This window comes from Paracoccus broussonetiae (assembly GCF_031854425.1).
Lineage (GTDB): Bacteria > Pseudomonadota > Alphaproteobacteria > Rhodobacterales > Rhodobacteraceae > Paracoccus > Paracoccus broussonetiae.
Genome location: NZ_JAVRQI010000016.1, coordinates 52,202 through 74,005 on the forward strand (window position 1 = coordinate 52,202; position 21,804 = coordinate 74,005).

The following is a 21,804-nucleotide window of genomic DNA, read 5'->3' on the forward strand; positions in this document are numbered from 1 at the left end:
CCTTGAGCAGACAAGAACGGATATGCCGCGCGGGTTCCCACCCTTGCCGCGCCGCGCGCGGCTTTCCCGTTCACATGCGCGACAAATCGGCAGTCCGGTGGGGCAGGCGGGTCAGGCCGCGGCGCCGAGTGCCTTCAGCGTTCCAAGCCGCGCGCCTGCCGTCCGGTCGGCGATGATCGTGCAGGATGGATGCAGCCGCAGATAGGATGCGGGGCAGTCGGGGCTGATTGCCCCGTCCAGAGCCGCGGCCAGCGATTCCGCCTTGGCCGGGCCGGTCGCCAGCGCAAGAACGCTACGGGCGGCAAGGATTGCCGCGGTCCCCATCGTCACGGCCTGCGAGGGCACCTGTTCCTCGGCCGTGAAGAAGCGGGCGTTGGCGCTGATCGTATCTGGCAGCAGGTCGACCACGCGCGTCGGGGCGTTGACCGGGGTGCCGGGTTCGTTGAAGCCGATATGCCCATTCGCCCCGATCCCAAGAAGTTGCAGGTCGACCGGTCCGACCCGATCCAGCAGCGCGGAATACTCTGCTGCGGCACGGTCGGGTTCCACGTCGCCGCGGGGGATGTGGATTGCGTCCTCGGGAATATCGACGTGATCGAAGAAATGCCGCTGCATATAGCTGTGATAAGAGTTCGGGTGATCCGGGGCCAGGCCGACATACTCGTCAAGGTTGACGGTGCGCACGCGCCGGAAGCTCAGGCCCGAGCGGTGGAATTCGACAAGCCGGGTGTAAAGCGGCTCCATTGTGCCACCGGTGGCAAGGCCCAGCACCGCGTTCGGCCGGATCGCCACCAGATCCGCGATCAGCCGGGCCGCAGCGGTGATCGCCTGCTCGGTCGTGTTGTGGACGTTCAGTTTCAGTGCGCGCATCTTCGGCAAGACTCAGGCGGTTCGCGCGGTCGGCATGCGCGCAAGGTCGACGGGCACCTGCCTGCGGTGCAGCGCCTGGCCGTCGCGGTCGAAAAGATGGGCATTGGCGGGATCGAAGCCCAGCCGGATCGTCTCGCCCGGCGTAACCACGGCGGTGCCGTCGGCCAGCGCGCAGATCGGCCGGTCGCCCGGCGCGATCGCGTGGATCACGGTGCTGCTGCCCAGCCGCTCGACCACGTCCACCCGGCAGGGCAGGCCTTGCGGATCGGGGCGCAGATCCTCTGGCCGGATACCCAGGGTCATCTTTTCATCCGCGGCGGCATGACCATCGACAGGCACGGTGACGTCACCGCCATTCTCGACGCGCAGGGCGATGCCCTGTGCATCGGTGCCAGTCGCGGTCGCGGGCAGGAAATTCATGTTCGGGTTGCCGATGAACCCCGCGACGAAGCGGTTGGCGGGACGATGGAACAGTTCCAGCGGGGTGCCCGACTGCTCGACCCGCCCGGCGTTCAGCACGACGATGCGGTCGGCCATGGTCATCGCCTCGACCTGGTCATGGGTCACGTAGATCATGGTGTTTGCCAGCCGCATGTGCAGGCGGGACAGTTCGACCCGCATGTCGCCACGCAGCGCGGCGTCAAGGTTCGACAGCGGTTCGTCGAACAGGAAGACCGAAGGTTCGCGCACGATGGCGCGGCCAATGGCGACGCGCTGGCGCTGACCGCCCGACAATTCGCCCGGCTTGTGCTTCAGCCGCTCGGTCAGCTTCAGAACCTCGGCGGCGGCCTGGACCTTCTGGCGGACTTCGGCTTCGGGGCGGCGCTCGACCCGCAGGGGAAAGGCGATATTCTCGAAGACGTCCATGTGGGGGTAAAGCGCGTAGCTTTGAAACACCATCGCGATCCCCCGGCGCGAGGGGGGCAGGTCGTTGACCACGCGCCCGTCGATTTCAAGCATTCCCGAGGTGATATCCTCCAGCCCCGCGATCATGCGCAGCATGGTGGACTTGCCGCAGCCCGAGGGGCCCACGAAAACCGTGAACTCGCCGTCTCGGATATGCAGGTCGGTCGGGTGGATGACGCGGACCGTGCCGAAATCCTTGGCCACGGCTGTCAGTTTCAGATCGCCCATCGGCTGCTCCTTGGCAGAAAGGTGGGGGCGGGCGTGCCGCCCCCGGCAGGGATCAGTTCAGCGCGGCAAGGCCGTCATTGATCTGCTTGGCGCCTTCTTCCGGCGTGACTTCGCCGGTGATGACGGCCTGGATACCCTCGATCGCGACGTCCTGCATGGCGATGTAATCCTGCAGCAGGGGTTCAGGCCCGCCGGTCGGGATGGCGTCAAGGAAGGGCTTCCACTTCGCCTCCTTGGCGATCAACGCGTCGGCGCTGGCTCCGGCGCGGATCGGGGTCCAGCCGCCGGCCTCGTCGAAGGCCGCCTGACGTTCGGGCGCGGTCAGGAACTTGATCAGGTTCTGCGCCGGCTCTTCCAGCCCGGTGCCCTTGAACACGACAAGACTGTCGGTGATGAGCAGCGTCGAATGCTTGCCCTGCGGGCCCGCCGGGATCATGGTGACGCCGAAGTTCACGCCCTCGGCCTTGGGAATGCCGAACGCGGCCGAGGTGTACATGGCGACCTGGCCTTCCTTGAACAGCGGCTCGATCTTGCCGCGGTCATAGGCGACCGGACCTTCCTGCGAATATTTCGCCAGTTCCTGATAGAATTTCAGCGTTTCGACATTGTTCGGGCTATCGAAGACGACCTTGCCCTCGGCATCGACGACCTGACCGCCGTTGGAGTACAGGAAGTTCAGGAATTCGTGGAAGGTGTTGTCCATGTCGGCGGCGGGCATGCCGAAGCCGGCGGCCTTGGTCTTTTCCTTGATCGCCTTCGCGGCGGTCAGCATGTCGTCAAAGGTCTGGGGGCCGTCGGGCATGTCGAGCCCGGCTTCCTTGAACAGGTCCTTGTTCCAGTAAAGCGCCTTGGTCGAGAAGGCGCGCGGCAGGCCCCAGGTCTGCCCGTCGATCTGCGCCGTCGAGATGACCGAGGGTTCATAGGTCTTCATCTCATCTTCGGTCAGCGTGATCGGGACGATCTGGCCAGCGGCGGACAGCTGCTTGAGCACGCGCGATCCCATATAGGCCGCGGCGGGTGGCGTCCCTGCGGCAGCAAGGGTCAGGGTCTTTTCCTGGCACTGTTCCCACGGCAGGAACTCGACCCGGACGGTATAGTCGGGGTTTGCCTTGACCCATTCGTCGATATGGGTCTGCTGGACGGGGGCCTGCGGCTCGTTATCTGCGCCGCAGTTGATCAGATACAGTTCGGTCGCGGCCTGCGCGGCGCTCGACAGCGCGAAGACTGCGGTCGACGCGAGGATGATGGAACGGATATTCAATTTCTTACTCCCTGTTATTTGCGACCGTAGCCGTCATTCCTTCACCGCGCCGGCGGTCAGCCCGGCGACGATGTATCGTTGCAGGAAGACGTAGAGCACCAGCACCGGCAGCACGCCGACGATGCTGGCGGCCATCAGTTCGTTCCAGCGAACCTCCTGATGGCCGAAGAACTGGTAAAGCCCGACGGGCAGCGGATTCAGGTGGTTCTTTGAATTGAAGGTCAGCGCGAACAGGAACTGTTGCGCATAGGCGGTGATGAAGGTCGTGATCGCGACGACCACCATGCCGGGTGCTGCGATGGGCAGGATCACCCGGCGCATCGTGTAAAGCCTGCTTGCGCCATCGACATAGGCCGCTTCTTCAAGCTCGGCCGGGATGCGCATGAAATAGCTGCGCATCAGGAAAATCCCGGTCGGGACCGTAAAGGCAGCGCCGGGCACGATCATCGCGGCATAGGTGTTCAGCAGTCCCAGCGCCAGCATCAGCTTGTAAAGCGGGATGATCAGCACCGCCGCCCCCACCATCGACACTGCCAGGAACAGCGACAACAGCCCGTCGCGCAGCCTGAACTTGAAGCGGGCAAAGGCATAGGCCGCCGGGATCGAGCACAGCATGGACAGCAGCGTCACCGCCACCGCGATGCCGAAGCTGTTCGCGATCCACCGGCCCAGCATCGGCTGAGAGATCCAGATCTGGTGATAGTTCGACAGGTTCATCCCTTCGGCCATAAAGCGATAGGGGATGCGGAACACCTCGTTCAGCGGCCGCAGCGAGACCATGAACGCCTCGACAAAAGGGGCCAGCATGAAGGTCAGGAACAGGGCCATGCCGGCATAGATCAGGACGAGTTCCCACCAGCGATAGCGGTTGATCATCTTGCGCGTCCTTTTCGGGTCAGCCGGTTCAGCAACGTCAGATAGATCGCCGACAGGACCATCAGACAGATCAGGATCATCACGGCCCGGGCCGCGCCCTCGCCATAGCGGAAGCGGGCGATGGCCGTGCGGTAGGTGTCGATGATCATGGTCGTGGTCGAGCCGCGTGGCCCCCCCTCGGTCAGGATCCAGATGATCTCGAAGCTGTTGAACGTCCAGATCGTCGAAAGCAGCGCCATGGTCGTGATCGAGGGCATCAGCAGCGGTAGGGTAATCCGGCGGAAGCGATAGGGCCGCCCTGCGCCATCCGTCCAGGCGGCTTCGTAAAGATCCTTCGGGATCGTCTGCATCGCCGCCAGAAGATACAACGAGACCAGTGGCGTCCCGATCCAGACATCCGTCACCACGGTCGAGATGAACGCCGCCTGCTTGTAGGCCAGGAATTCGAACGGGCCGGAAAACAAACCGATACGCTGGCCAAGCCCCGAGATCATGCCGAACTGGCCGTTGTAGAGCCATGCCCACATGAAGCAGCCGACCGCGACCGGCACCACCCAGGGCGGCATGATAAGGATGCGAAACAGCGCGCGGCCCGGCACTGCCGCGTTCAGCAGCACCGCGCCGATCAGGCCCATGACCAGTTTCAGGCTGACGGACAATGCCGTCCAGACCAAAGTCCGCCCCAGAATCGGCCAGAAATCGCGCTGGAAGAACTTGGCGTAGTTGGCAAACCCGACATATTCCTGCGTCTGCTTCATCGAGGCGTCGGTAAAGGACAGCCGGAAGGTCTCGACCAGCGGCCAGGCCGCGATGACCCCGACCAGCAGCAGCGCCGGGACCAGAAGCAGGTAGGGAAACGGATCCGCGCGCCTCATGCTGCCGCCCTGCCGGTCAGGGCCTCGTCAAACCGGGCCCAGAAGGGGGCAAGGTCGAAGACCCGGCCCTCGGTCCGGGCGCGGTCCATCGCAAGGGCGGTCGCGCCGGCCTCCAACGCGTCCGTGACGGTCAATGGAAGCGATGGCAGCTCGCCCCGCCAATGGGCTGCAAGGTCGCGGGCCATTGCGGCGTCTGCGCCATAATGGTGCTTCATGTCGCCAGCGGTGCCGATGTCGCGGTCGTCGATCAGGACCGCCCCGTCCTCGGCCCGCGTCAGCTTGAAATAGTTGCGGATGAAGTCGCCCTCGGCCATGCCCTGCGTGCCGATGACGGCAAAGCGCCGGAATTCATCGGGCGTGTTCAGGTTGGTGTGAAACGCCAGGCTCGCGCCGTTCTGATATTCGACCAGGGCCGTTTGATAGTCGATCAGGTCGCCCTGACCCGAATAGGCGTCGGCCGTACCGCCCCAGCGGGGCGACATGACCTTAAGGTAATCCGGCCTCCCGGCGGGACGCTGTGCAGGCAGGTATTTCTTGCGCCCGCCAAAGCTTGCGACGCGCGCGGCCCTTGCCCCCGCGGCCCCCTGATAAAGGTCGAGGTCATGGCAGCATTTTTCCAGCATGAAGCCGCCCGACAGCGTGCTGTCGCGCCGCCAGTCGCGCATGAAGAAGCTGCCGTGATAGGGCGCGATATGCTCTGAGGCCTCGATGGACATGACCTCGCCGATCTGGGCGGCGGCGGCGCGCAGCGCGCGATAAAGGGCCGAATATCGCAGCACCATACCAACTGCGATCCGCCCAACCCCGTCATGGGCGCGCAGCAGTCGCGCAAGTTCGAGCGTCTCGTCCAGCGAGATGACGACAGGCTTCTCGGCGAAGATATGCGGGGTGTCGCTGGCCAGTGCCAGGCGCAGGTGTTGCATGTGCAGGTGGTTCGGAGAGCCGATCAGCAGCAGGTCGAACCTGTGCCGCGCCAGCATCTCGACCGGGTCGGCATAGCGATGGGCGGGGTCAGCCTCTGCCAGCCGCGCATCATGCCCGGGGCCGGGATCGGCAACGGCGACAAGGTCGAGATCGGGGCAATTGTCGCGCAGAAAGGGAAGAATGGCCGCGATCCGATGGCCAAGGCCGATGATGCCGGTCTTCATCCCGTTCGTCATGCGGCCCCCTCCAGCGCCTTTTCCATGGCGACTCGCAGGGCGCGGACGTTCTCGGGCAGGGTCTGCGGTCGGCTGGCAGCGATATTGATGCGCGTGGCCAGCGCCTGATCGGCAACGACCGAGGTGCAGGAACTGTGCAGGTCATGCACGCCCGCCTGCAGCAGCATGGCCGCGTTCTCGGGCAGGACGCCACCGCCCGCCATGATCGTGATCCGGTTCCCGGCCAGACGGCTCAGCCGGGCCAGCCCCTCGATACCTTCCGGGGCCGATCGCGTGCCGCCCGCAGTCAGGATGCGGCAGGCGCCAAGTCCGATTGCCTGCTCCAGCGCCTCGTCAAGATCCGGGGCCATGTCGAAGGCGCGGTGGATCACCAGCTCCATATCCCCGGCCGCGTCGCGTAGGCGTGCCATGGTGTCAAGGTCAAGCCGACCGTCGGGCAGCGTGACGCCGGTCACGATCCCTGCCAACCCGGCGGCGCGAACGGCCGCGATGTCCAGCAGCGCCGCCTCGATTTCATCCGGGCTATAGGTGAAGCCGCCGGGTCGGGGGCGGATCATCGCGCAGACTGGGATTTCCGCACGCGCTGCCAAAGCGATCAGGCCAGGCGCAGGGGTCAGGCCGCTGACGGCCAGTGCGGCGCAAAGCTCGACCCTGTCGGCCCCGCCCACGATGGCCGCGGCAAGTCCCGCGGGATCGTCCACGCAGACTTCCAGAAGCGGGGCGCCGGATTGTTCTTGCATGATGCCTCCCTTGCGTCACGATCCCGAGGCAACAGCAAAACAAAGTTTCTGTAAACTGATTTTTGTGCGGACCTAAAATTTTTTGGCGAGAATTTTAGTTTGACAAAACTATCGCGGTCGAAAACATTGTGGCACCACAGTTTATCACGGGGGCGTGCGGGCAGGGATGCAGCAGACACAGGACGACAAGCCGCTTCACGGCGCTGCCCTTTGGGCGGCGGTGCTGGCCGCGCGCGACTCGATGCCTGCCAAGCTGCGCGCCATCGCGGCCTTCGTGGCCGAGGATCCGTCCGACTTCATCCGCATGACCTCGCGCGAGATCTGCGGCAGGCTGGGCACGTCCGAGCCGACCTTGATCCGGTTCTGTCGCAGCCTTGGCTTCGCGGGTCTGGCCGAGTTCCGCATCGAGCTGGCCCTTGCTCTTGCTGCGCAAAGTGCCGCGACCGCCGTCCATCCCCTGGCCGACGACCGCCGTCTGGCCAACCCGGATGCGAAGCGCCGCATCGCGACCACCGCGATGGAACTGCTGCGGGACGATCATGCGATCCTGATCGACAATGGTTCGACCGTCGAGATCGTGGCCGAGCTTCTGGGCCAAAGCGATGCCCATCCCGCGATGACGATCATGACCTCGGGGCTTGTGGTCGCCCAGCACGCGCTGCGCAATGGCCGTCACCGCGTCATGCTGACCGGGGGAGTCATCCGGCCCTCGACCGGGTCGCTGACCGGGCGGCTGGCCGAGGGCAGTTTGAATGGCATGAATTTCGACACATTCGTTATGGGCGCGGACAGCATCGACCCCGAGGGCGGCCTTTCGACCTATTCCGAGGATGAGGCCCATGTCACCCGCGCCATGGTCGAGGCGGCGACGCGTGTCATCGTTCTTGCCGACCACACCAAGTTTCGCGGCTCGCGCCTGCACCGGATCTGCGGATTGGCGCGGGTGGCGATCCTTGTCACCGACCGGAAGCCCGCCGAGCCGATTTGCGCGGCGCTGGAAGGTGCGGGCGTCCGCCTGATCGTCGCCGGGGATACGGCCCAGAACAGCAGGGAATGATCATGAACAGCTTCACGGCGCGGGAAATCGACGCGCAACCCGCGATCTGGCGCGAATGGGCGGCCCCGCTTGCCAGTCAGGCCGGGCAGATACGCGACTGGATCGCGTCGCGCGACCCGCGCGAGGTCTGGCTGTCCGGTGCGGGCACCTCGGCCTATATCGGCGAGGTGCTGGCGCGACAGTTGGGCGGGAATCTGCGCGCCCTGCCGACCACGGACCTGGTCTCGGTTCCGCAGCTTGCTTGCGACGCGCCGGGCGGAATCCTGTCGATCCAGTTCGGACGCAGCGGTGACAGTTCCGAGAGCATCGGCTTGATCGACCTGCTGGACGCGCATCGCCCGGACATCGATCGGTTGCAGATCACCTGCAATGCGGACAGCGCACTGGCGCGGCGGCAAGGGCCGGGGCCGGGACAGACGCGGAGTCTGATCCTGCCTGGGGCGACCCATGATCGCGGCTTTGCCATGACGTCGTCCTTTACCACGCTGTATCTCAGCGCACTTGCCTGCCTTGATGCGCAGTTCGATGCCAAGGATGTCCTGCCCCGCCTTGCTGACGCGGCGCAGGCGGTTCTGCCGGGCCTGTGGCAACACCCCGCGCCGCTTCCGGACCGGGCCATCTTCCTTGGCTCGGGCGCGTTGACCGGAATTGCGCGGGAATCTGCGCTGAAGGTGCTGGAGTTGACGGCCGGGAGGACGATCACGCAATGGGACAGCACGCTTGGATTCCGTCACGGTCCCAAGGCTGCCGTCAATGACCGCACCGCCGTCTTCGTGATGATCCATCCCGATCCGCGGGTCGCGCGTTATGACCATGATCTTGAGTCCGAAATCCGGCGCCAGTTTCCAGGTGTTGCGGTGACGACCATCGGCCCGGGTTGCGACATATCGCTGAGCCTGACGGAAACGCCCGCCGATCCGGTGCTATACGTCCTGCCTGCGCAGATATTGGCGCATCGCTGGTCCGAAGCACTGGGATTGCCTGTTGACGATCCGTTCGCGGGGCGCAACCTGACACGGGTGGTATCGGGAGTAAGGCTTTACGAATGGCAGGCATGATCTGCGGCGCGATCGATCTGGGCGGCACCAAGATCGAGGCACGACTATTCGACGGAAACATGCAGACCATCGCGCTGAAACGCGCAGCCACTCCGCGCGAGGATTTCGAAAGCTTCATCGCCGCGCTGGTCCAGCAGATCCGCTGGCTTGAGAGTTCGGCGCAAGATCAGCATCTTCCTGTCGCTATCTCAATGGCGGGGCTGATCGATCCGCAAAGCGGGATCGCCACCGCGTCCAACATTCCCGTTTCGGGCCAGAACCTTGGCAAGGCGCTGCGCGACGCGCTGGGGCGGTCGCTTCCGATGGTGAACGACTGCATGGCCTTCGCCTATTCCGAGGCACATGGCGGCGCGGGCGAGCGTGCGGATTCTGTGCTGGGCCTGATCCTTGGGACCGGCGTCGGGGCTGGTTGGGTGATCGACGGTCATATTCCGCGTCGCAATGCCGGGCTTGCGGTCGAGATTGGCCATGTCGGTATGCCCGATCGTGCAATCCAGCGTCACGGCCTGCCAACATGGCCCTGTGGTTGCGGGCGTATGGCCTGCCATGAAAACTATGTTTCGGGCACCGGGCTGCGGCGGATCGCGGAATGGGCCGGGATCGCCGAGTGCGATCCAGCGGTGATCGCGGGCCGCGCAGCACAGGATGCCAAAGCGGCGCGGGTCATGGGGATCTGGGCAGATCTGACGGGCGAGATGCTTTACACCGCCCAACTGATTCTGGATCCGCAGGTGATCGTATTGGGGGGCGGGCTGTCCAATATACCCGGCCTGCCCGGCCTGCTGACCGCAGCACTGGGGAGATTGCGGCTGGGGCAGGTGCGCCTGCCCGAGATCAGGGTCGCCCGGCATGGTGACAGTTCCGGTGCCCGCGGGGCCGCCCTGATGGCCCGTGCCGGAATGACCGGAGAATTGCAATGACCTCGACCTTTCACCCAGGCCTCGGCTCATGCTGATTGCCGCCGACCGTTGCTGGATTGACGGTGCACTGGTTCCTGACCTAGCGGTCGAGGTCGTGGCTGGCCGTGTCTCGGCCCTGCGCCCGCTTGGAAGCGACCGCCCCGATCAGCGCGTGGCGCTGTTGATGCCGGGTTGCACCGATCTTCAGGTCAATGGCGGCGGCGGGGTGCTGTTCAATGCCGACCCGACTCCGCATGGGATTCAGATGATTGCCGCCGCTCATCACCGGCTTGGGACCGCGCAGATCCTGCCGACGGTCATCACCGATGCTCCCGAGGTGATGGAGGCTGCCGCCGACGCGGTCATCGCGGCCTTCGGGCAACCCGGAATCGCGGGCATCCATATCGAGGGCCCGCATATCGCGGTGGCACGCCGCGGCACGCATGACCCTCGCTTCATCCGGCCCCTCGACGCGCGAACGATGGTGGTCCTGCGGCGGCTGCGCGCGGCCGGGATTCCCGTGCTGCTGACACTCGCGCCCGAACTGGCTGAACCAGCCTTGCTGCGCGAAGCGACCGCGTTGGGCGTTGTGCTGTCGGCCGGCCATACCACGGCCACGGCGGATCAGGCACGGGCGGGGATGGCGGCCGGGGTTACCATGTTCACCCATCTTTTCAACGCGATGCCACAGATGACCTCGCGTGAGCCCGGCATCATCGCAGCGGCCATCCTGTCCGAGGGCTGGTGTGGGCTGATCGCCGACGGCGTCCATGTCTCGGCCGAGATGCTGCGCGTGGCGATGCAGGCCCGCCCGCGAACGGATCGGTGCTTTCTTGTCTCGGACGCCATGCCGACGGTCGGAGGGCCGGATCGTTTCACGCTTTATGGCATGGACATCCACGTCCAGGACGGAGCGCTGGTGAACAGCCAAGGCTCGTTGGCGGGGGCGCATATAGACATGCTGGAATCGATGCGGCGTCTGATCGCGATGACCGACCTGTCGCTTGAACGGGCGATCGCGATGGCGACTGATCTGCCCCGGCAAGCGATGGGGCTGCCGCGCCTGGCCCTCGCTTCCGGTGTTCGGATCCGCGACCTGTTGGCATTGGATGACAGCCTGAACATGCTGCGCCTTCCGGACTAGTGGCGGTTTGGGCTTTCGACTGCTTGCTCCGCAACATTGCGCCACAAATGCCTGAAAACCGGAAATGATCTGATTTATGACGCCGGCATCGCGGAAATTTCTATACTTATCGACAGATGCGGAATTGTTGACAGGCCCAATAATCATACTTTATCCCTAACAGCAGAAGGTTGAGGAGCCTTCTCAGGGGAGGAAAAATAATGAATCGCAAGCTTCTTGCGGCCAGTTCGGTCGCGTGCCTGATGCTGTCCGGCGCGGCCTTTGCCGCCGACCTGACCGTCGGGTTTTCCCAGATCGGGTCCGAATCCGGGTGGCGGGCTGCCGAAACGACGGTGACGCAGCAACAGGCCAAGGAACGCGGGATCGACCTGAAATTTGCCGATGCTCAGCAGAAGCAGGAAAACCAGATAAAGGCCGTCCGCGGCTTTATCGCGCAGGGTGTGGACGCCATCCTGATCGCTCCGGTCGTCGCGACCGGCTGGGACGACGTTCTGGCCGAAGCCAAGGATGCCGAAATTCCCGTCATCCTGCTGGACCGTCAGATCGACGCGCCCGAGGATCTGTATCTGACCGCCGTTACCTCGGACCAGGTCTATGAAGGCAAGGTCGCGGGCGAATGGCTGGTGAAGGACGTCGGCGACAAGGCCTGCAAGGTGGTCGAGCTTCAGGGCACCACCGGGTCGTCCCCGGCGATCAACCGCAAGAAAGGCTTCGAAGACGCCATCGCCGGCCATGCCAACATCACCATTGCCCGCAGCCAGACCGGTGACTTCACCCGGACCAAGGGCAAGGAAGTGATGGAAAGCTTCATCAAGGCCGAAAATGGCGGCAAGGATATCTGCGCTGTCTATGCCCATAACGACGACATGGCGGTGGGCGCGATCCAGGCGATCAAGGAAGCCGGCCTGAAGCCCGGGACCGATATCAAGGTCGTCTCGATCGATGCCGTGCCGGACATCTTCCTGGCCATGTCCGAGGGCGAAGCCAACGCCACTGTCGAACTGACGCCGAACATGGCCGGCCCCGCCTTCGACGCGCTCGACAAGTTCCTGGCCGACGGCACCCAGCCGGCAAAATGGATCCAGACCGAGTCGAAACTGTTCACCCAGGCCGATGACCCCAAGGGCGTCTACGAGTCCAAGAAGGACCTCGGCTACTGAGTGGCTGAGGGGCGGGGTGCCATAAGCTTCGCCCCTCTCCCTTTTGGGAAATGACGCATGACAGATGATGCGCTGCTTTCGGCGCAGGGAATCGACAAGTCGTTCTTTGGTGTCAAGGTTCTGGACAATGTCGACTTCACCCTGCGGGCGGGCGAGATCCATGCCCTGCTGGGCGAAAACGGGGCGGGCAAGTCCACGCTGGTCAAGATCCTGACCGGGGCTTATCGTCGGGATGCGGGCCGAATGCAGTTGGCCGGGGCCGAGGTCGAACCGCGCTCGGTCGCCGAGGCGCAGGATCTGGGCATAGGCACGGTCTATCAGGAGGTGAACCTTCTCGACAACCTGACCGTTGCCGAGAACCTGTATCTGGGCCGCCAGCCACGACGCATGGGTCTGGTCGACCGGCGCAGGATGCGCGCGGATGCGACCGGGCTGCTGGCGCATTACGGCATCAACGCCGACCCCGATGAAACCCTTGCCCATTACCCGGTGGCCGTCCGCCAGATCATTGCCATTGCCCGCGCAGTCGACCTGTCCGGCAAGGTGCTGTTCCTGGACGAACCCACTGCCAGCCTTGATGCGCGCGAGGTTCAGGCCCTGTTCGGCGTGCTGCGCCAATTGCGCGCACAGGGTATGGGTATTGTCATCATCACTCATTTTCTCGATCAGGTTTACCAGATCGCCGATCGCGTCACAGTGCTGCGCAATGGCCGCATGATTGGCAGCCGGGCGATCTCCGAGCTTCCACGCCGCGAACTCGTCTCGCTGATGCTGGGCCGGGAACTGGCCGAGGCGACGGGGCATCGCGATCCGGGCGCGGTCGTGCCCGATACCCCCGCTGCTTTCCAGTTCGAAGATTACGGCAAACGCGGTTCGATCGCGCCCTTCAACCTGGATATTCGGCCGGGAGAGGTCGTGGGCATTGCCGGGCTTCTTGGCTCTGGCCGGACCGAGACCGCACGCCTGCTGTTCGGCATCGACCGTCCCGACAGCGGTCGCGCCAGCGTCGATGGTTCGCCAGTAATCCTGCATTCACCCGAGGACGCGATCTCGAACGGCTTCGGCATGTGCCCCGAGGAGCGTAAGACCGATGGCATCATCGGCGATCTTTCCGTCCGTCAGAATATCGTCTTGGCGCTTCAGGCGCGGCGGGGCTGGTCGCGTCCGGTCCCCCGGCGCGAGGCCGATGCGCTGGCGGATCGGTATATCAAGGCGCTGGACATCCGTCCGCCCGATCCGAATCGTCCGATCAAGTTCCTGTCCGGCGGCAATCAGCAAAAGGCGATCCTGGCCCGCTGGCTGGCAATCGACCCGCGGCTGCTGATCCTGGACGAACCGACCCGCGGCATCGACATCGGCGCCCATGCCGAGATCATCAACCTGATCGGCAAGCTGCGCGAAGGCGGGATGTCTTTGGTCGTGATCTCGTCCGAGATCGAGGAACTGGTCGCCTTCTCGACCCGCGTGATCGTGCTGTCGGACCGTCATCATGTCCGCGAACTTACGGGTGCGGAAATCACCGCTGAAGCCATTGTCGAGGCCATGGCCGTGCCCGGAGACGCCGCATGAGCAAACTGAAGCAACTTCGCCCGCAGTTGTTGGCGTTGGCCGTGGTGCTGGTGCTGATCGGGTTGATCTCGCCCGGTTTCTTTTCTGTCACGGTGCAGAACGGGCGGCTTTACGGCAGCCTGATCGACGTGGGTGTGCGCGTCGCACCGGTGGCGCTGCTGGCCATCGGGATGACGCTTGTCATTGCGACCAAGGGCATCGACCTGTCGGTTGGGGCGGTCATGGCGATCACGGGGGCAGTTGCGGCGACGCTGGTCGCGGATGGCCACCCGGTTCCCGTGGTGCTGGCGGTATCGCTGCTGCTTGGACTTGCCTGCGGCATCTGGAACGGTGTGCTGGTGGCGTTCCTGGACATCCAGCCAATCATCGCGACGCTGATCCTGATGGTCGCGGGGCGAGGCATCGCGCAGCTCGTCACCGGGGGGGTGATCCTGACGTTCAACGACCCGGCCTTTTCCTTTATCGGCTCTGGCGCAGTCCTTGGGATTCCTATGCCGATCCTGATCTGGCTGGCGATGGGGCTGGCGGTCGGATTGCTGGTCCGCCGCAGCGCACTTGGCTTGTTGATCGAGGCGGTGGGGATCAACCGGCGCGGCTCGATGTTGGTCGGGGTGCGCGCGCGGTTCCTGATCCTGGCGACCTATGCGATCTCGGGTCTGTGTGCGGCCATGGCGGGGATGATCGTGACCGCCGATATTCACGGCGCCGATGCGAACAATGCGGGACTGTGGCTGGAACTTGACGCGATACTTGCGGTGGTGATCGGCGGCACCTCGCTGGCTGGGGGGCGGTTTTCGATCACCGCTTCGCTAATTGGGGCGCTGATCATCCAGGCACTGAACACCGGGATTCTGATCTCGGGCTGGCCGCCAGAATTCAACCTGATCGTCAAGGCCGTGGTCATCGTCGCCATTCTGACGCTTCAATCCCCTGCGGTCGCGGATGAACTGGCAGTATTGCGCGACATGCTGCGCCGCCGCCGAGGTGCCCAGAAATGATCCGAGCCCGCAATCTTCCCTTCGTCGCGACAGTGTTGATCTTTCTGGTCGCCTATGGGCTTTGCGTCCTGCAATTCCCGAACATGCTGTCCTTCCGGGTCGCCGGAAACCTGCTGACGGATAATGCCTTCCTGGGCATCGCGGCGGTCGGCATGACCTTCGTGATCCTGTCGGGGGGGATCGACCTGTCTGTCGGCGCGGTCATCGCCTTCACCTCGGTATTCGTCGCGGTCCTGATCCGGGCCGGGGTCCATCCAGCAATCGCCTTCGGGCTGGCACTGGTGATCTCGACCGGGTTCGGGGCACTGATGGGGCTGACGATCCACGCGCTGAAGATGCCCGCCTTCGTCGTGACGCTGGCGGGGATGTTCCTGGCACGGGGGGCGGCCTTCCTGATCTCGACCGATTCCGTGCCGATCAACCATGATTTCCTGCGCCTGCTGAAGGGGATCGCGATCCGTTTGCCGGACAAGGGCAAACTGACCTTCCTGGCAATCCTGATGCTGCTGGCCTTTGTCGTCGGCGTCATCCTGGCGCATCGCACCCGGTTCGGCGCGAATGTCTATGCGATTGGCGGGTCTGAGCAGTCGGCCGAACTGATGGGCGTGCCGCTGCGCAAGACGATGATCCAGCTCTACGCATTCTCGGGCTTCATGGCCGGCTTGGCGGGGCTTGCCTATACGCTCTACACCTCGGCCGGCTATTCCTTGGCGACGGTCGGGGTCGAACTGGACGCGATCGCGGCGGTGGTCGTGGGCGGCACCCTGCTGACGGGGGGCGCCGGGCTGGTGCTGGGCACTTTGTTCGGGGTGCTGATCCAGGGTTTGATCCAGACCTATATCGTCTTTGACGGAACGCTTTCGTCGTGGTGGACCAAGATCGTGGTGGGGCTGCTGCTTTTTGCCTTCATCCTGCTGCAACGGCTTATACTGATGGTCTCGGAACGACGGACGGCCATTCGCGCAGCTGCCGGAGGCTGATGATGGGGGTTCTGCGTCGCCGCATGTTCGGAAACCAGCCGCGCAGCAGTCATGCCCGCGTGGTGGACGGGCTGGGGCGCGCGATCATTTCCGGCGAATTCGCTGAAGGAGAGACCCTTCCGGGCGACCCCCAGCTGCTGGAGCGGTTCGGCGTTTCGCGCAGCGTGCTGCGCGAGGCGATGAAGACACTGTCCGCAAAGGGCCTGATCTGCGCCAAATCCCGCGTCGGCACCCGCGTCAATCCACGCGACGACTGGAATTTCGTCGATTCCGACGTGATCTCGTGGAAGATGCAGGCGGGCATGGACCGGGAATTTGTCGTGCACCTGCGCGACATGCGGCTTGCGTTCGAACCGGCTGCGGCCCGGCTGGCCGCCCTTTACGCCACCAGCGAGGAAATCGTCGAGCTGTTCAGCATCGTCGCGCGCATCGACAATCCAAACCACAGCCGTGAATCCGTCGCGCAGGAGGATCTGAATTTTCACCTTGCGGTGGCAGAGATGTCCCGCAATCCCTTCATGCGTTCGGTCACCACCCTGATCGAGGCGGCGCTGGCGGTCTCGTTCCAGATATCGTCTCCTGCGCTCAGCCCAGAGGGGATCTCTCGCTGCGCCTCGCAGCATCTGCGTATTGCAAGTGCGATCGCCGCGCGCGATCCCGATGCTGCCGACGCTGCGATGCGCGAAGTTGTGCTGGAAGGCGCCGAAAGAGCCAGCGAGGCGATCTGATCGCCGCCCGCGCACCTGTTCCAGTCCCGCCAGCGGGAGCATTTGGACTTCCTGCCAGACGGCAGCCACGCTAGGCTTCCCAAAAAAGTGAGCAGGAGGCAGTGATGCGTATTTCATTCAGGCATACGGCAAGCTTTACGATCCTTGCGCTGGTCCTCGCCTCGTGCGGGGGCGGTGGCTATGGGCCAAGGGGCGGCGGCGTCAGCCAGCAAACCCAGGAAATCAAGTGGGGCCGCTATCAGAATCCGCCCGCCGCCAAGGTGGCGGGGATGCAAAGCTGGGTCGAGGGCTTCAAGGCGCGGGCGCGTTCGCAAGGGATCAGCGACGCAACGCTGAGCCTGGCATTCCGCGACGTGACGTATAACCCCGAAGTCATCCGCCGTAGCCAAAGTCAGGCCGAGTTCAAGAAATCCCTGTGGGAGTATCTGGAAAACGCCGTGTCGGAAAAGCGGCAGACGAATGGTCGCGCGGCGCTATCCCGCTTCTCCGGTCCGCTGAGCCGGGTCGAGGCGACCTATGGAGTCGACAAGGAGGTCGTGACCGCCGTCTGGGGCATGGAATCCACCTATGGCGAGCGGCGTGGCGACATGCCCCTGATCGAGGCGCTGTCAACGCTGAGCTATGAAGGATATCGCGGCGACTTCTTCCGCAGCCAGCTGATGGCGGCGCTGCGCATCCTGCAATCGGGCGATATCGACCCTGGGCACATGTCGGGCAGCTGGGCGGGGGCGATGGGGCATACCCAGTTCATCCCGACCACTTATCTTGCCTATGCCGTCGATTTCACCGGCGACGGCCGCCGCGACATCTGGTCGAACGACCCGACGGATTCGCTGGCCTCGACGGCGAACTACCTGGCGAAATCCGGTTGGCAGCACGGTCTGCCCGCGGCCGTCGAAGTGACCTTGCCGCCGGGATTCAACACCGGCCTTGCGGGCAAGGGCAAGCGGCGCAGCGTTGCCGACTGGCAGGCGCTGGGTGTCCGGCAGGCGACATCGCGCCCGCTGCCGCCCGCCGGAACCTCGACCGAGCTTCTGATCCCCGGCGGTCCGTCGGGTGCGGCCTTCCTGATCACGCGGAACTTCCATGCGATCCTGCGCTATAACAATGCCGACAGTTACGCGCTGGCGGTGGCGCTGCTGGCGGACCGGCTCAAGGGTTATCCGGGCCTGTCCAATCCCTGGCCCGCGGACGCGCCCGGCCTGCGCCTTGAACAGCGCAAGGAGATGCAGCGCCTGTTGACGGCGCGCGGCTTCGATACGCAGGGGGTGGATGGCAATGTCGGATCGAATACGATTTCGGCGATCCGGTCCTATCAATCCGCGCGCGGGCTTCCAGTGACGGGAGAACCCAGCGCGGCGCTGCTGGATCAGTTGCGGCGCGGCTGATGATGACAGGCCGCCCCCGCCTTTGCAGGGGCGGCCTTTTTCTCGATCCGGTCAGGCGTTGCGAAGCTCGCCCGCACCCTCGCTGTCCAGGATGCTGCGATCGGTCTGGCCCAGAACCTGCGAGGTGATTGTTCCCGCGGTCATCGCGCCATTCACGTTCAGCGCGGTGCGGCCCATGTCGATCAGCGGCTCGACCGAGATCAGCAGTGCCACCAGCGTGACGGGCAGTCCCATCGCCGGAAGGACGATCAGTGCCGCCATGGTCGCCCCGCCGCCCACACCGGCAACACCGGCCGAACTGAGCGTGACGATGGCGACAAGGGTCGCGATCCATGCGGGATCAAGCGGGTTCACCCCGACGGTCGGCGCGACCATGACTGCCAGCATTGCGGGATAAAGCCCGGCGCAGCCGTTCTGTCCGATCGTGGCCCCGAACGACGCGGCGAACGAAGCGATGGTCTGCGGCACGCCCAGACGGCGGGTCTGGATCTCGACGCTCAGCGGGATCGTCGCGGCACTGGAGCGGCTGGAGAAGGCGAAGCTCAGCGCGGGCATGACCTTGCGGAAGAAGGTCATCGGATTCACCCCGGTCAGGGTCAGCAGCAGCGCGTGGACGCCGAACATGATTGCAAGACCCAGATACGAGGCGATGACGAACTTGCCGAGGTTCAGGATGTCGCCCGCGTTCGACGTGGCCGCCATCTTGGTCATCAGCGCCATGACGCCATAGGGGGTCAGGGCCATGATCAGGCGGACAAGTTGGGTGATCCAGCTTTGCATCAGGTCGATCAGCGCGATCAGGCGGTGGCCCTTTTCCGGGTCGCGGCTGACCAGCCGGATGGCCGCGGTGCCCAGGAAGGCGGCGAAGATCACGACCGAGATGATCGAGGTCGGATTTGCGCCGGTCAGGTCCGCGAAGGGGTTTTTCGGGATGAAGGACAGGATCAGTTGCGGCACCGTCAGGTCTGCGACCTTGGGCGCGTAATTGGTCTGCAGCGCCGTCAGCCGGGCGGATTCCGCCACGCCCTGCGCCAGGCCCTGCGCGCTGAGGCCGAAGCTCAACGACATGATCACGCCGACCAGGGCCGCGATTGCGGTGGTCAGCAAAAGCGTGCCCAGCGTCAGCACCGAGATCTTGCCCAGCGATGACGCGTCGTGCAGCTTCGACACGGCATTCAGGATGGCCACGAAGACCAGCGGCATGACGATCATCTGAAGCAGTTGGACATAGCCGTTGCCGACGATGTTGATCCAGTTGATCGTCTGGGTGATGCTGGTCGAGCCGTTGCCTTCGGCCAGTTGCAGCGCGACGCCGAAGACCGTGCCGATGGCCAGCGCGATCAGCACGCGCACGGACAGGGAAAGGCCGCGCCCCTGCAGCCGGTAGATCCCGACCAGCAGCGCGACAAAGATGACGAGATTGAGAAGTACCGACGCCATGACGCATCTCCGGTAGTGTACGGGATGATATGTTTAGTCTTAGCTTTGCGCCGGGATAAGGGGCAGCAAAAAATAAGCACGGGCGATTTGGACAAGCGCCCGACGTGGCAACAAAGTTCCGGTCCGATCGAATGTCGGGGGACGGAATCTGGAGTTTTCCGGGAATATCAGGCCGGGTATTCGCCGAACGGGTCCAGAAGTCGGCAACCCGAGGGCTGGAAATCGGCGATGTTGCCGGTGACGACGGTCGCGTCATGGGCAATTGCGGTTGCCGCGATCAGAAGATCGGCCCCGTTATGCCCGATGCGCGCGGAAAGCCGGCCCCAGATCTGGGCCTCGGCCGCGCCAAAGGGCAGCAACCTGTCCGAGAACATCGTGACGGTGCGTGTCAGCCAGTCGCGAAGGTCGCGGGCAAAGGCCGGGTTGGTCGTCTCTTGCCGGGCGATGCCGCGCTCGATCTCGCCCACGGTGATGACCGACAGGTAAACTGTGGCCTCGTCCTGCCGTGAAAGCCAGGACTGGATCTGGGGGCTGCGCTCAGGCCGGCGCAGCGCCGAAAGGACGTTTGTGTCAAGGATCAGCATCGCTCAGAAGGACACGTCCCTTGGCGCGACCTGCGCCCGCGGGGCGGCGTCAGGCTCGGCAGGGAAGTTCGTCAGATGCGTGATGAACGAACCGCGCCGTTCAGTCGCGGCTGCCTGCATCCGGGCATATTCCGCAGCCGAAAGCACGACGACGGCGGGTTTTCCACGACGCGTGACCTGCTGCGGCTGTCCGGCAAGCGCTGCCTCGACCACGGCCGAGAACCGGTTCTTTGCGTCCTGAAGGGTCCACATGGCGTCCTCGATATGCTGGCTAGCTATCTGGCTAGATAGGTGCGGGATGATGCCTTGTCAAGAAAAACGCCCGGCGCAAGGTGGCGCCGGGCGTCTTCACTGCAGATTTTAAGGGCAGGTCAGGATACGCGCAGGCGAAGCTGGCGCGCGAACCACAGGGCTACCATGGTGCAGACTGCACCGGAAAGCAGGTAAAGACCCGCAGCCGGAAGGCCAAGCCAGGCTGCCAGAGCCAATGCCGCCAGCGGCGCGAAGCCCGCACCGAAGAGCCAGGCGAAGTCCGACACGATGGCCGAGCCGGTATAGCGGCGCTGCGGCTGGAACAGCGAGGCGACCGCACCCGAGCTTTGCCCGAAGCTAAGGCCCAGCAGGATGAAACCGACGATCATGTAGATCGCTTCGCCAAGCTGATTGCCAGCCAGCAGAAGGGGTGCGATCAGGCTGAAGATCGCGATGGCGACGGCGCCCCGGAACAGCAGTTTGCGGTGACCAATCCGATCCGCCAGCACCCCAGACAGGATGATCGCGACGAAGCCGAAGGCCGCGGCCAGCGACTCGATCAGCAGGAAGCTGGTCAAAGTCTCATTGGTATAAAGATAGATCCAGGACAGCGGGAACACCGTGACCATGTGGAACAGCGCGAAGCTTGCCAGGGGCACGAAGGCGCCGGCCAGGATCGTCTCGCCTTCGGTCTTGAAGGCTGCACGGAAGCTGGTCGGCTCCAGCTCGTGGTTCTGGAACGCCTCGGTATATTCCGGGGTCACGACGATGCGCAGGCGTGCGAACAGGGCCACGACGTTGATCGCGAAGGCCACGAAGAAGGGATAACGCCAGCCCCAGTTCAGGAAATCGGCCTGCGACATGTTCGACAGGAGATAGGCGAACAGCAGGCTTGCCACGATCAGTCCGACCGGTGCGCCAAGCTGGGGCACCATGACGTAAAGGCCGCGGCGACCTTCGGGGGCGTTCATGTTCAGAAGCGAGGGCAGGCCGTCCCACGCCCCGCCGAGGGCAAAGCCCTGACCGATTCGCAGAAGGCAGAGCACGGCGATCGAGATGCCGCCGACCTGATCATAGGACGGGATCAGACCCATGCCGACCGTCGAGGTGCCGAGGATCAGCAGCGCCAGCGTTAGCTTGACGCTTTTGCCATAGTTGCGGTCGATCACCGTGAAGAAGGCCGTTCCCAGCGGGCGTGCAAGGAATGCCAGCGCGAAGACGGCAAAGGACCATAGAGTCGCAGACAACGGATCGACAAAGGAAAAATACCTTTGCGGAAAGACGATGACCGAGGCGATCGCGAAGACGAAGAAGTCGAAGAACTCGGACGAGCGACCGATGATGACGCCCACCGCGATATCCGAGGGGGAGACGTGATGACCGGGCGTCGCTTCACGGGGCAGGGTAGAGGTATTGGGAGTGGCTGCGCACATGTCTAGCTCACCTAATCAGGGGCTCCCGACAGCGTAGGGGGCGAGGGGACTTAAGGGCATTTAGTGGCTGCGTTCTTCGTCTGGTCAACGATGATGTTCAAGATGCGCAGGGTGTGGCAAATTGTCCTATGTCTGACGCAGTCACGATCCCTTAGGGGGTTGGCCCCATCTACACCTTCCCAATGCCCCCTCTTCAGG

21 protein-coding genes are annotated in these 21,804 nt (G+C 64.2%); 10 read left to right on the forward strand and 11 right to left on the reverse strand.

Annotated features, from left to right (window positions below; all coding sequences use genetic code 11):
- Positions 1-111: 111 nt before the first annotated feature.
- Genes nagB through RM190_RS18925 form a run of 7 tightly spaced genes read right to left on the reverse strand, consistent with a single transcriptional unit; the run spans position 112 to position 6,916 of the window.
- A complete protein-coding gene (nagB, locus tag RM190_RS18895) occupies positions 112-870 on the reverse strand; it encodes a glucosamine-6-phosphate deaminase (RefSeq protein WP_311761020.1) in 759 nt (252 codons plus the stop codon).
- A 12-nt stretch (positions 871-882) separates the two neighbouring features.
- Positions 883-2,004: an ABC transporter ATP-binding protein gene (locus RM190_RS18900; protein ID WP_311761021.1), complete on the reverse strand. Its 1,122-nt coding sequence runs from the start codon at positions 2,002-2,004 to the stop codon at positions 883-885.
- A 52-nt stretch (positions 2,005-2,056) separates the two neighbouring features.
- A complete protein-coding gene (locus tag RM190_RS18905) occupies positions 2,057-3,265 on the reverse strand; it encodes an extracellular solute-binding protein (RefSeq protein ID WP_311761022.1) in 1,209 nt (402 codons plus the stop codon).
- Positions 3,266-3,298: 33 nt separating this feature from the next.
- Positions 3,299-4,141: a carbohydrate ABC transporter permease gene (locus RM190_RS18910; protein ID WP_311761023.1), complete on the reverse strand. Its 843-nt coding sequence runs from the start codon at positions 4,139-4,141 to the stop codon at positions 3,299-3,301.
- Positions 4,138-5,016, reverse strand: a complete 879-nt coding sequence (locus RM190_RS18915) for a carbohydrate ABC transporter permease (RefSeq protein ID WP_311761024.1) — start codon at positions 5,014-5,016, stop codon at positions 4,138-4,140. Before RM190_RS18915 ends, RM190_RS18910 begins: the two co-directional genes overlap by 4 nt.
- Positions 5,013-6,176 carry a Gfo/Idh/MocA family protein gene (locus RM190_RS18920; RefSeq protein ID WP_311761025.1) on the reverse strand — a complete coding sequence of 388 codons (1,164 nt, stop codon included), beginning with the start codon at positions 6,174-6,176 and terminating at the stop codon, positions 5,013-5,015. The genes RM190_RS18915 and RM190_RS18920 overlap by 4 nt, the downstream gene beginning before the upstream one ends.
- Positions 6,173-6,916 (reverse strand): copper homeostasis protein CutC, encoded by a 744-nt coding sequence (locus RM190_RS18925; RefSeq protein ID WP_311761026.1) that lies wholly within the window; start codon positions 6,914-6,916, stop codon positions 6,173-6,175. The genes RM190_RS18920 and RM190_RS18925 overlap by 4 nt, the downstream gene beginning before the upstream one ends.
- Before the next feature lie 166 nt (positions 6,917-7,082).
- Here RM190_RS18925 and RM190_RS18930 point away from each other — a divergent pair, with 166 nt between their 5' ends.
- The 10 genes from RM190_RS18930 to RM190_RS18975 all read left to right on the forward strand — a co-directional run bounded on the left by RM190_RS18930 (position 7,083) and on the right by RM190_RS18975 (position 17,897).
- Entirely contained in the window at positions 7,083-7,973 is an 891-nt protein-coding gene (locus tag RM190_RS18930) for a DeoR/GlpR family DNA-binding transcription regulator (RefSeq protein WP_311761027.1), read from the forward strand.
- Positions 7,974-7,975: 2 nt separating this feature from the next.
- Positions 7,976-9,031 carry a phosphosugar isomerase gene (locus RM190_RS18935; protein ID WP_311761028.1) on the forward strand — a complete coding sequence of 352 codons (1,056 nt, stop codon included), beginning with the start codon at positions 7,976-7,978 and terminating at the stop codon, positions 9,029-9,031.
- Entirely contained in the window at positions 9,019-9,951 is a 933-nt protein-coding gene (locus RM190_RS18940) for an ROK family protein (protein WP_311761029.1), read from the forward strand. Before RM190_RS18935 ends, RM190_RS18940 begins: the two co-directional genes overlap by 13 nt.
- Positions 9,952-9,979: 28 nt before the next feature.
- Complete coding sequence (locus tag RM190_RS18945; protein ID WP_311761030.1) at positions 9,980-11,074, forward strand: N-acetylglucosamine-6-phosphate deacetylase; 1,095 nt, start codon at positions 9,980-9,982, stop codon at positions 11,072-11,074.
- 200 nt (positions 11,075-11,274) lie between these two features.
- Positions 11,275-12,234, forward strand: a complete 960-nt coding sequence (gene ytfQ / locus RM190_RS18950; RefSeq protein WP_311761031.1) for a galactofuranose ABC transporter, galactofuranose-binding protein YtfQ — start codon at positions 11,275-11,277, stop codon at positions 12,232-12,234.
- Positions 12,235-12,291: 57 nt separating this feature from the next.
- On the forward strand, positions 12,292-13,803 hold the full coding sequence (locus RM190_RS18955) for a sugar ABC transporter ATP-binding protein (RefSeq protein ID WP_311761032.1): 1,512 nt from the start codon (positions 12,292-12,294) through the stop codon (positions 13,801-13,803).
- Positions 13,800-14,801, forward strand: coding sequence for an ABC transporter permease (locus RM190_RS18960; protein ID WP_311761033.1), 1,002 nt, complete (start codon positions 13,800-13,802; stop codon positions 14,799-14,801). Before RM190_RS18955 ends, RM190_RS18960 begins: the two co-directional genes overlap by 4 nt.
- Entirely contained in the window at positions 14,798-15,781 is a 984-nt protein-coding gene (yjfF, locus tag RM190_RS18965) for a galactofuranose ABC transporter, permease protein YjfF (protein WP_311761034.1), read from the forward strand. The genes RM190_RS18960 and yjfF overlap by 4 nt, the downstream gene beginning before the upstream one ends.
- Positions 15,781-16,509 carry a FadR/GntR family transcriptional regulator gene (locus RM190_RS18970; protein WP_311761035.1) on the forward strand — a complete coding sequence of 243 codons (729 nt, stop codon included), beginning with the start codon at positions 15,781-15,783 and terminating at the stop codon, positions 16,507-16,509. Before yjfF ends, RM190_RS18970 begins: the two co-directional genes overlap by 1 nt.
- Before the next feature lie 104 nt (positions 16,510-16,613).
- Positions 16,614-17,897, forward strand: a complete 1,284-nt coding sequence (locus tag RM190_RS18975; RefSeq protein WP_311761036.1) for a lytic murein transglycosylase — start codon at positions 16,614-16,616, stop codon at positions 17,895-17,897.
- A 51-nt stretch (positions 17,898-17,948) separates the two neighbouring features.
- Here RM190_RS18975 and RM190_RS18980 read toward each other — a convergent pair whose 3' ends face one another.
- The 4 genes from RM190_RS18980 to RM190_RS18995 all read right to left on the reverse strand — a co-directional run bounded on the left by RM190_RS18980 (position 17,949) and on the right by RM190_RS18995 (position 21,606).
- Positions 17,949-19,337 (reverse strand): L-cystine transporter, encoded by a 1,389-nt coding sequence (locus tag RM190_RS18980; RefSeq protein ID WP_311761037.1) that lies wholly within the window; start codon positions 19,335-19,337, stop codon positions 17,949-17,951.
- A gap of 167 nt (positions 19,338-19,504) precedes the next feature.
- Entirely contained in the window at positions 19,505-19,921 is a 417-nt protein-coding gene (locus tag RM190_RS18985; RefSeq protein WP_311761038.1) for a type II toxin-antitoxin system VapC family toxin, read from the reverse strand.
- A 3-nt stretch (positions 19,922-19,924) separates the two neighbouring features.
- Positions 19,925-20,173, reverse strand: a complete 249-nt coding sequence (locus RM190_RS18990) for a type II toxin-antitoxin system Phd/YefM family antitoxin (protein ID WP_311761039.1) — start codon at positions 20,171-20,173, stop codon at positions 19,925-19,927.
- Between the two features lie 119 nt (positions 20,174-20,292).
- Positions 20,293-21,606, reverse strand: a complete 1,314-nt coding sequence (locus tag RM190_RS18995) for an MFS transporter (protein WP_311761040.1) — start codon at positions 21,604-21,606, stop codon at positions 20,293-20,295.
- Between the last annotated feature and the right edge of the window lie 198 nt (positions 21,607-21,804).

Bases quoted from the DNA above. Each gene is read 5' to 3' on its own strand.
- nagB (WP_311761020.1), bottom strand. From the start codon at position 870: ATGCGCGCACTGAAACTGAACGTCCACAACACGACCGAGCAGGCGATC.
- RM190_RS18900 (WP_311761021.1), bottom strand. From the start codon at position 2,004: ATGGGCGATCTGAAACTGACAGCCGTGGCCAAGGATTTCGGCACGGTC.
- RM190_RS18910 (WP_311761023.1), bottom strand. From the start codon at position 4,141: ATGATCAACCGCTATCGCTGGTGGGAACTCGTCCTGATCTATGCCGGC.
- RM190_RS18915 (WP_311761024.1), bottom strand. From the start codon at position 5,016: ATGAGGCGCGCGGATCCGTTTCCCTACCTGCTTCTGGTCCCGGCGCTG.
- RM190_RS18920 (WP_311761025.1), bottom strand. From the start codon at position 6,176: ATGACGAACGGGATGAAGACCGGCATCATCGGCCTTGGCCATCGGATC.
- RM190_RS18925 (WP_311761026.1), bottom strand. From the start codon at position 6,916: ATGCAAGAACAATCCGGCGCCCCGCTTCTGGAAGTCTGCGTGGACGAT.
- RM190_RS18930 (WP_311761027.1), top strand. From the start codon at position 7,083: ATGCAGCAGACACAGGACGACAAGCCGCTTCACGGCGCTGCCCTTTGG.
- RM190_RS18935 (WP_311761028.1), top strand. From the start codon at position 7,976: ATGAACAGCTTCACGGCGCGGGAAATCGACGCGCAACCCGCGATCTGG.
- RM190_RS18940 (WP_311761029.1), top strand. From the start codon at position 9,019: ATGGCAGGCATGATCTGCGGCGCGATCGATCTGGGCGGCACCAAGATC.
- RM190_RS18945 (WP_311761030.1), top strand. From the start codon at position 9,980: ATGCTGATTGCCGCCGACCGTTGCTGGATTGACGGTGCACTGGTTCCT.
- ytfQ (WP_311761031.1), top strand. From the start codon at position 11,275: ATGAATCGCAAGCTTCTTGCGGCCAGTTCGGTCGCGTGCCTGATGCTG.
- RM190_RS18955 (WP_311761032.1), top strand. From the start codon at position 12,292: ATGACAGATGATGCGCTGCTTTCGGCGCAGGGAATCGACAAGTCGTTC.
- RM190_RS18960 (WP_311761033.1), top strand. From the start codon at position 13,800: ATGAGCAAACTGAAGCAACTTCGCCCGCAGTTGTTGGCGTTGGCCGTG.
- yjfF (WP_311761034.1), top strand. From the start codon at position 14,798: ATGATCCGAGCCCGCAATCTTCCCTTCGTCGCGACAGTGTTGATCTTT.
- RM190_RS18970 (WP_311761035.1), top strand. From the start codon at position 15,781: ATGATGGGGGTTCTGCGTCGCCGCATGTTCGGAAACCAGCCGCGCAGC.
- RM190_RS18975 (WP_311761036.1), top strand. From the start codon at position 16,614: ATGCGTATTTCATTCAGGCATACGGCAAGCTTTACGATCCTTGCGCTG.
- RM190_RS18980 (WP_311761037.1), bottom strand. From the start codon at position 19,337: ATGGCGTCGGTACTTCTCAATCTCGTCATCTTTGTCGCGCTGCTGGTC.
- RM190_RS18985 (WP_311761038.1), bottom strand. From the start codon at position 19,921: ATGCTGATCCTTGACACAAACGTCCTTTCGGCGCTGCGCCGGCCTGAG.
- RM190_RS18990 (WP_311761039.1), bottom strand. From the start codon at position 20,173: ATGTGGACCCTTCAGGACGCAAAGAACCGGTTCTCGGCCGTGGTCGAG.
- RM190_RS18995 (WP_311761040.1), bottom strand. From the start codon at position 21,606: ATGTGCGCAGCCACTCCCAATACCTCTACCCTGCCCCGTGAAGCGACG.